At 51.9% G+C, this 7,550-nt stretch carries 7 protein-coding genes; 3 read left to right on the top strand and 4 right to left on the bottom strand.

Features of this window, described 5'->3' with window-relative positions; translation table 11 throughout:
* Window positions 1-174 precede the first annotated feature (174 nt).
* Window positions 175-765, bottom strand: a complete 591-nt coding sequence (locus HVE01_RS18460; protein ID WP_146945317.1) for a DUF4202 domain-containing protein — start codon at window positions 763-765, stop codon at window positions 175-177.
* 115 nt (window positions 766-880) lie between these two features.
* Window positions 881-2,134, bottom strand: a complete 1,254-nt coding sequence (locus tag HVE01_RS18455; RefSeq protein WP_146945316.1) for a dicarboxylate/amino acid:cation symporter — start codon at window positions 2,132-2,134, stop codon at window positions 881-883.
* Window positions 2,135-2,473: 339 nt separating this feature from the next.
* Here HVE01_RS18455 and serS point away from each other — a divergent pair, with 339 nt between their 5' ends.
* Entirely contained in the window at window positions 2,474-3,751 is a 1,278-nt protein-coding gene (gene serS, locus HVE01_RS18450) for a serine--tRNA ligase (RefSeq protein WP_089038610.1), read from the top strand.
* On the opposite strand, the gene HVE01_RS18445 is transcribed toward serS, so the two are convergent.
* Window positions 3,696-4,523 (bottom strand): SIMPL domain-containing protein, encoded by an 828-nt coding sequence (locus HVE01_RS18445; protein WP_146945315.1) that lies wholly within the window; start codon window positions 4,521-4,523, stop codon window positions 3,696-3,698. The two genes, serS and HVE01_RS18445, sit on opposite strands and share 56 nt — an antisense overlap.
* A 192-nt stretch (window positions 4,524-4,715) precedes the next feature.
* Here HVE01_RS18445 and HVE01_RS18440 point away from each other — a divergent pair, with 192 nt between their 5' ends.
* Complete coding sequence (locus HVE01_RS18440; RefSeq protein ID WP_089038608.1) at window positions 4,716-5,813, top strand: AI-2E family transporter; 1,098 nt, start codon at window positions 4,716-4,718, stop codon at window positions 5,811-5,813.
* A 68-nt stretch (window positions 5,814-5,881) separates the two neighbouring features.
* Here HVE01_RS18440 and trxA read toward each other — a convergent pair whose 3' ends face one another.
* Window positions 5,882-6,265, bottom strand: coding sequence for a thioredoxin (trxA, locus tag HVE01_RS18435; RefSeq protein ID WP_009722702.1), 384 nt, complete (start codon window positions 6,263-6,265; stop codon window positions 5,882-5,884).
* Window positions 6,266-6,563: 298 nt separating this feature from the next.
* Here trxA and cysB point away from each other — a divergent pair, with 298 nt between their 5' ends.
* Window positions 6,564-7,538, top strand: coding sequence for an HTH-type transcriptional regulator CysB (gene cysB, locus HVE01_RS18430; protein WP_146945314.1), 975 nt, complete (start codon window positions 6,564-6,566; stop codon window positions 7,536-7,538).
* The last annotated feature ends 12 nt before the right edge of the window (window positions 7,539-7,550 follow it).

The raw sequence follows: 7,550 nt of genomic DNA, 5'->3' as shown, positions 1-7,550 counted from the left end.
ACGGGCGCGCAAGGCGTCGAGGAAACGCACGTAATGAGTGCTTAGGCGTTTAAACGGGGCCGTACGAGAATCCAAAGATGCAATCATAGTTGATCAAGCCGTCACTGCTGGGAGCGGATAGGGGATACGCTACTTTACCGCAGCTACCTCGGCTCTGCATCTTGATGGCGCGTCTTATGCGCTGCCAAGCGCTTCTTTCACTAGCGCTGCGCTGGTCGCGTTCATGGGCAGTGCCAGAGCAAGTGCATGTGCTTGGGGGGACATCTTGCCCCAGGTTTTTTGCACAATACGCACCATATGATCGTGCTCGACCTTGCGGGAGAAATCCGCGAAGTGATTTTCCAAAAACACTAGGCAAGCGCAATCTTCCAGCGTTTGCACATCGGCATCGCGGCCAAGACCTTTCTTACGGATAAGCGTTGCGGTTCGTTCGGCGTCTGCAGCGCTATAACCAGCGTCACGCATCAGTTGGGCAGTGGTATCGCCCGCGCGCTCACTTTGATCGCGACGCCAGGTTAAATAGCCTATGCGTCCTTCAGGATAGTCGCTGCGCGGCACGAGCCAGCGCTGGAGATGCTGGGCGCGCACTGCCAAGCGTAGCAGCTCGGCAGGGGCAGATTGTAACTGTGCTAACCAATGGCTCATACGCTGGGCGTAGGCAAGTTCTTGGGGCAGAGGTGTGCCATCGACAAGGGTGGTTTGGCGCGGATCTTGGGCGTGAAGCGCATCAATGGCCGTTAGAGTTTGTTCAAACGCAGAGGGCATAAGAGCTCGCATGGTTAGGGGGATTAGCAACATGCTAGCAGGTTAGCGCCAGGCCATAAAAAAAGCGCCCGCTACACAAAGGCAGCAAGCGCTAAAGTAACATTCATAAAGCAGTCTATGCGCGGTTGTTGTTATACACCTCTTCGTTTAGTTCGCCTTCGCTTTTACCCACTAGTGTCGTGACCATCAAATCACCCGCCACGTTTACGCTGGTGCGGGCCATATCCAGAATACGGTCGATACCGGCAACCACCGCAATCGCTTCCAGAGGCAGGCCAATTTGTGCCATTACAATCGACAGCATTATGAGACCCGCGCCGGGAACGCCCGCGGTACCAATTGAGGCCAGCGTGCCGGTGGCCACAATCATGCCGTAATCCATCATGGTTAGATCGGTGCCGGTCATCTGGGCAATAAACAGCACGACTACGCCTTGGTAAAGCGCTGTGCCGTCCATATTAATCGTCGCGCCCACGGGAAGCACAAAGCCAGATACGCCCTCTGAAACCCCGAGGTTTTTTTGCGCGCAGCGAATCGATACCGGCAGCGTGCCAGCAGACGAGGCCGAGGAGAACGCCACCACAATGGCATCCAAGCTACCTTGGAGGTAGCGCATAGGGTTCAAGCGGCCAAGTAGTGAAATAAACCCAGAGTAAATTACCAACACATGCAGAATGCAGGCGAGATATACCACGCCAATCAGCTTGGCCAGTGGCAGCAGGATTTCTAAGCCGTACTGGCCAGAAACATGGGCGATTAAGCCAAATACGCCGAAGGGCGCAAAGGCCATCACAATGCCGGTGAGCTTGTACATCGCCTCGGCAAAGCTATCGAAGACCTTCATAACCGGCTCGCCTTTTTCGCCAATCAGCGTTAGCGAAATACCTAAGCCAATAGCAAATACAATGATCTGCATAATGTTGCCATTCGCTAGGGCATCGAGAGGGTTGCGCGGCACCAAGTTGACCAGAATAGAAATCAGCGAGGGGGCTTCGTTGGCAGTTACTTCTGTATCGAAGCTTAAATCGACGCCTACTCCTGGCTGCAACAGGGTAGAAAGCAGTAGGCCAATGCTGATCGCAAAGGCCGTCGTCACCAAATACAAGGTAATAGTGCGCGCACCAATACGGCCCATTTTTTGCGGGTCACGCATTGAGGTAATACCGACCACCAGTGTCGAAAACACTAGCGGTACAATCAGCATCATGATGGCATTAATGAAAATATCGCCGAGCGGCTTAAAGACACTGGCGGTTTCACCCAGTAACGCACCGGCTAATATCCCCAGTGCCAGCCCCGCTAAAATTTTTTTCCACAGCGCGATGCTACTCCACCAAGAAAACTTTCCCTTTTTTGCTGTTTCTTGCACGAGGCTTCTCCTGTTAAACATCCATTATTAGTGATTCGTGCTGCAAATCGGCGGGCACTCTATCACTTTGGGCTAGTGAGCCAAGGTTTTTATGCCGATTGGTAATAGCGTATGCAGGGGAGAGAGAGTTTTGTGCAGTAAACGTTCGGAGGGAATCTTTCTTGGAGGTGTGAACCTCTAATTCTCGTTTTCCAACCTCCTTTTTATAACTTGCTGTAGTAGTTAATAACTCGCTGGCGCTTCCCCATAGCTCCACGCCGTGCTTTTGCCTACAATAGGCTTCTTTCATCACGGGCGATGTACGCCGTGTTTCACTGATTTCAGGCCAAGGGATAACTCATGCTCGATCCGAAACTGCTGCGCGGTGATCTTGATGCGGCTGCGCAACAACTGGCCCGGCGGGGCTTCGAACTTGATAAAGCGGCACTGCAAGCGCTGGAATCGCGCCGTCGTGAGTTGCAAACCCAGACCGAGCAGCTGCAAAACGAGCGCAACATGCGTTCAAAAGCGATTGGTAAGGCGAAGGCTAGCGGTGAAGATATTCAGCCGTTGCTGGATGAAGTGAGTGATTTAGGCGAGCGCTTGGACAAAGCCAAGAAAGAGCTGGCCGAGGTGCAGGAAGAGTGGGATGACGCTATCAGTGGTATTCCCAACCTTCCGCATGAAAGCGTGCCTGAAGGCAAAAGCGAAGACGACAATGTTGAGCTTCACCGCTGGGGTACGCCGCGTGAGTTTGATTTTGAGGTGCTGGATCACGTGGATCTTGGTAAGAAATCGGGCTATCTCGATTTTGAACTGGCAGCTAAGCTGACCGGCGCTCGCTTTGCGGTAATGCGTGGGCCGATTGCGCGTCTGCATCGGGCGCTAGCGCAATTTATGTTGGATACGCAAACTCAGCAGCACGGTTATGAAGAGTGCTATGTGCCGTACATGGTGAATCGCGATTCGCTGATGGGCACCGGCCAGCTGCCAAAATTTGGCGAAGATCTGTTTAAGCTTAATGACGAACGGGAATACCATTTAATTCCGACGTCGGAAGTGCCACTAACGAACTTTGTGCGCGATGAAATTGTCGATCAGGCGGCATTGCCAATGAAATTGACGGCTCATACGCCTTGTTTCCGCAGCGAAGCAGGATCTCATGGGCGCGATACCCGCGGTATGATTCGTCAGCATCAGTTCGATAAAGTTGAAATGGTGCAGATTGTTGAGCCAGAAAAGAGTTATGAAGCACTGGAAGAGATGCGTGGCCATGCTGAAGCAATTCTGCAGGCGTTGGAGTTGCCTTACCGCGTAGTCACGTTATGTACCGGTGATATGGGCTTTGGTGCGGCGAAGACCTACGACTTGGAAGTTTGGTTACCTAGCCAAGAAACGTATCGGGAGATTTCTTCAGTCTCTAACTGTGAGGATTTCCAGGCGCGGCGCATGCAAGCTCGCTTCCGCCACCCGGACGCTAAAAAGCCGCAGTTGTTACATACATTGAATGGTTCAGGTTTGGCAGTGGGGCGTTGCCTGCTGGCGGTGCTTGAAAACCACCAGCAGGCGGATGGCTCTATTGCTATTCCTGAGCCTCTCCAGCATTACTTGGGCGGTCTTGAGCGTCTTGCCCTCTAATTGCCCACACGACGTTGACCTCGGCATCGATACGAATGGTGCCGGGGCGATAGTCGCTAGCGGAACCACTGCCCATGGAATCGCTCTCAGCGCGCATGGCCATCATGCGGGGCTGGAAGACGGGAGCTTGGGCTTCTTCAATGCGCTGTACTTGACCAAGGCTTACGCCTAGGGTGCTGGCCATTAGGTCCGCTTTATGGCGGGCTTTCTCTAGTGCTTTGGTCAGCGCTTCATCGGTAGCGGCGTTGCGGTCTTGAAGATCAAACTGAACGCCGTCTAGCGTGTTCACGCCAGCACTTATCATGGCGTCAAGCACCTCGCCCAACTGATCTATATCGGTAAGCTCAATACTGAAGGGGCGCTCTAAGCGGGTGCGCATTAACGTTTCACGCTCACCATCATCGTTGCGCGGGCCAGCGACGTGCTCAGGATAAACATTAAGTGACCCTGCATTGATGGCGCGCTGCTCAATGCCAATGTCTTCCATGGCCTTAATTAGCTCACTGGCACGATTTTCCAGTCGTTCGCGTGCGTCGCTCAGTTCGCCGCTGTCGGTATCTTCCAGCGTGGAAACCGCGGGAGTATTTTCCCACAGTCGTGCGGACAGAGTGGCTTTATCGGGCTCTACTTCCACCCATGATTGGGCTTGGACCTGTAAGCTAGGCGGGGTAGTGGGAGCAGCATGGGCCGTAGACGTTGCCAGAAGGGCGAGCAGTGCGCTGCCAAGCACGCCGTAGCGCAAGCGTTTTAGCTGTGGTGTTACTGGATTCATAAGTCACTTCCTTACTGATCGAGCCAATGTTTAATGTTAACTAACTTATACTGTGACGCTGCTTGGAAGGGCAAAGCGCAATAAAGTTCACTGGCTAAGAGTCGATGCAAAGCAATTGCTTAATGTTGTCATGGTTTGTGCAATATTGTGCGAGCGGCCATGATATCTGGATAACACGCTAAGGAAAGGGCAATGTCGAAATTATCGGATGAGGATTATCGTAGCATCCCCTTAAATGCGACCCTGGCGCTTGCTGCACTAGTCGTTATTGTGGCGGGTATGAAGGCCGGGGCGGATCTTTTGGTTCCTCTGCTACTGTCAGTATTTATTGCTGTTGTATGTACGTCGCCTGTGCAGTGGCTGCACCGTTGTGGCCTCAGTAGGGGAGCTTCTGCTTTTTTAACGCTGATGGTGCTATTGGGCTTTATTTCCTTAATTGGTTTGCTGGTGGTCAACAGCTTTAGCACCTTTGTTCAGGTGCTGCCAGATATCGAGTCGCGTTTGTATGAGCACTATTGGGCTTTGCTCAACGCGCTCTCCAGCCGTGGGCTAGCCATTAATCCTGATCAGCTTAGCAATATGCTTGCTATGGAGGACGATGGGTCGTGGGTGGCAACGTTGTTAGGCGAGCTCGGCAATCTCTTTATGCAAGGCAGTATTATTGGGCTGTTAGTTATTTTCATGCTGTTTGAGACGCTTAATTTCCGAGATAAAGTGTCCCGCGCTCTTGAGAACCCAGCGCCAAGCCTAAAGCGGTTTAGCGAGTTTAGTTTAACGCTGAAACGCTATCTAGCAGTGAAGACCGTTATTAGTTTGGCCACCGGGGTACTCGTATGGCTCTCTTGCTTGATAGTGGGAGTGGAGTTTCCGTTGCTGTGGGGGGTATTGGCTTTTGCGCTTAACTTTATCCCTAATATCGGCTCGGCTTTGGCGGCGATTCCTCCCGTACTGCTATTGTTAGTATCTCAAGATGGCGGAGTATTACAGGCGCTGTTACTCGCATCCGCCTATTTGGTGATCAATTTTGTTTTGGGTAACTTGATTGAGCCGCGAGTGATGGGGCAAGCGCTGGGGCTATCTACCTTTGTGGCGTTTCTTTCGTTGGTTGTGTGGGGGTGGATCTTTGGCGCTACGGGGATGTTGTTGTCGGTCGTATTGACGATGACATTAAAAATCGCCTTGGATAGCCATCCTCAGACTCGTTGGATTGCTCATTTGCTAGGGCCGGGAGGTCAGCGTCGAACGCGTCTTGGTGATGCACGTCGTCCGCCTTGGAAGCGTCGAGAATAAAAGGGGCGTTTAGGATGGTAAGTGCAGAGAGTTACCGCTGGCAGTACCAGCGGTAACGTTCGCGCGCGTTAGGCGTTTTGATCGATAAATTGGGTCAGCTGGGATTTAGACTGTGCACCTACTAGCGATGCCACTTTCGTGCCCGACTTAAATAACATCACTGTCGGAACGCCGCGCACACCTTGCTCTGCAGCAATTTCAGGCGCATCGTCAACGTTCACGCTAACCACTTTCAGGTTATCACCACGTTCGGCGGCAACTTCATCAACCACAGGTGCCATTACTTTACAGGGACCGCACCAGGGGGCCCAAAACTTCAGTAGGACTGGCTGTTCGGCGTTGAGGACTTCTTGCTCAAAATTGGCGTTGGTGACATCAACATTGTTAGCCATCTGTTTCTCCCGTTTGCGTTGCTCTTGCTGTTTCGTTGCCTCAAATGGAGCAACGGTCATTACGCGTTTTACTAGCGCACTTCACCGCGCCAAGTTGGCAGATGTTAGCGGGCGAAGAAGGTGCTGGCAAATTTCCTGTGACGTTTAGACAACCATTATGAAAAATTTTGAGGTGTTCGTAACGGCTATTTTTTATACTATAAGTGAATTATAAGAGAATTTTTTATTCAAAATTGTATGTATGAGGCGTGTCGCCCCCCGCGTATTGCACCTTTTGGTGCTTCGCGGGTGGTGCAAGTTAGCAGCGGCGCGAGGATGCGCTTCAACGTGCTTCCTGCATAGATAATAAGGTGAGGATATGAAGCTACAGCAACTTCGCTATATCTGGGAAGTCAATCGACACAACCTGAATGTGTCAGCCACTGCGCAGAGTTTGTTTACCTCGCAGCCGGGTATTTCCAAGCAAATACGCTTGCTTGAGGATGAGCTAGGTGTTGAGATTTTTGCACGTAGTGGGAAGCACCTTACCCGCGTAACACCTGCAGGGCTGTCTATCATTGAGCTGGCAGGCCAGGTGCTGAAGCTGACAGAAAATATCAAACAAGTCGCCCAAGAGCACAGCGATGAGCGCCGGGGAAGTTTGTCGATTGCTACCACCCATACTCAGGCGCGCTACGCACTGCCTCCTATCATTAGTGAGTTTACTCTTAAGTACCCTGATGTTGCGCTACATATGCAGCAGGGTACACCGAAGCAAATTGCCCAAATGGTTAGCGAAGGCCAGGCTGATTTTGCAATTGCCACTGAATCGCTAGAACTATTCACCGACTTAGTGTTGCTACCTTGCTACCGCTGGAATCGCTGCGCTTTAGTACCTAAAGACCACCCACTGGCATCAATAGACAAGCCGTTGACGCTTCAAGCGCTGGGTGAACATCCGCTGGTTACTTATGTGTTTGGGTTTACCGGCCGTTCGCAGTTAGATGATGCGTTTAAAGCACAGGGACTGACACCTAATGTGGTGTTAACGGCCGCTGATGCTGATGTAATTAAAACCTATGTGCGACTGGGCATGGGGGTTGGTATTGTCGCCCAAATGGCGTTTGATCCCGTATTAGATGAAGATTTGGTCGCGCTGGACGCCAGTCATCTTTTCGCGAGCTCTACGACTAAGATTGGAATTCGTCGTGGTACTTTTATGCGCGGCTACATGTACGATTTCCTAGCGCGCTTTGCACCTCATCTCACTCGGGACTTGGTAGACGAAGCCTTGTTGGCTGGCCCACGTTTTGAGCATGAGTTATTTGAGGGAGTAGAGCTTCCTGAGCATTAGCAGCATCGAATA

Origin of the sequence: Vreelandella venusta, from assembly GCF_007989605.1 — a bacterium.
Taxonomy (GTDB): Bacteria; Pseudomonadota; Gammaproteobacteria; order Pseudomonadales; family Halomonadaceae; genus Vreelandella; species Vreelandella venusta.
The sequence above is the reverse complement of the archived record's forward strand: the minus strand, read 5'-3'. Positions and strand labels throughout refer to the sequence as shown.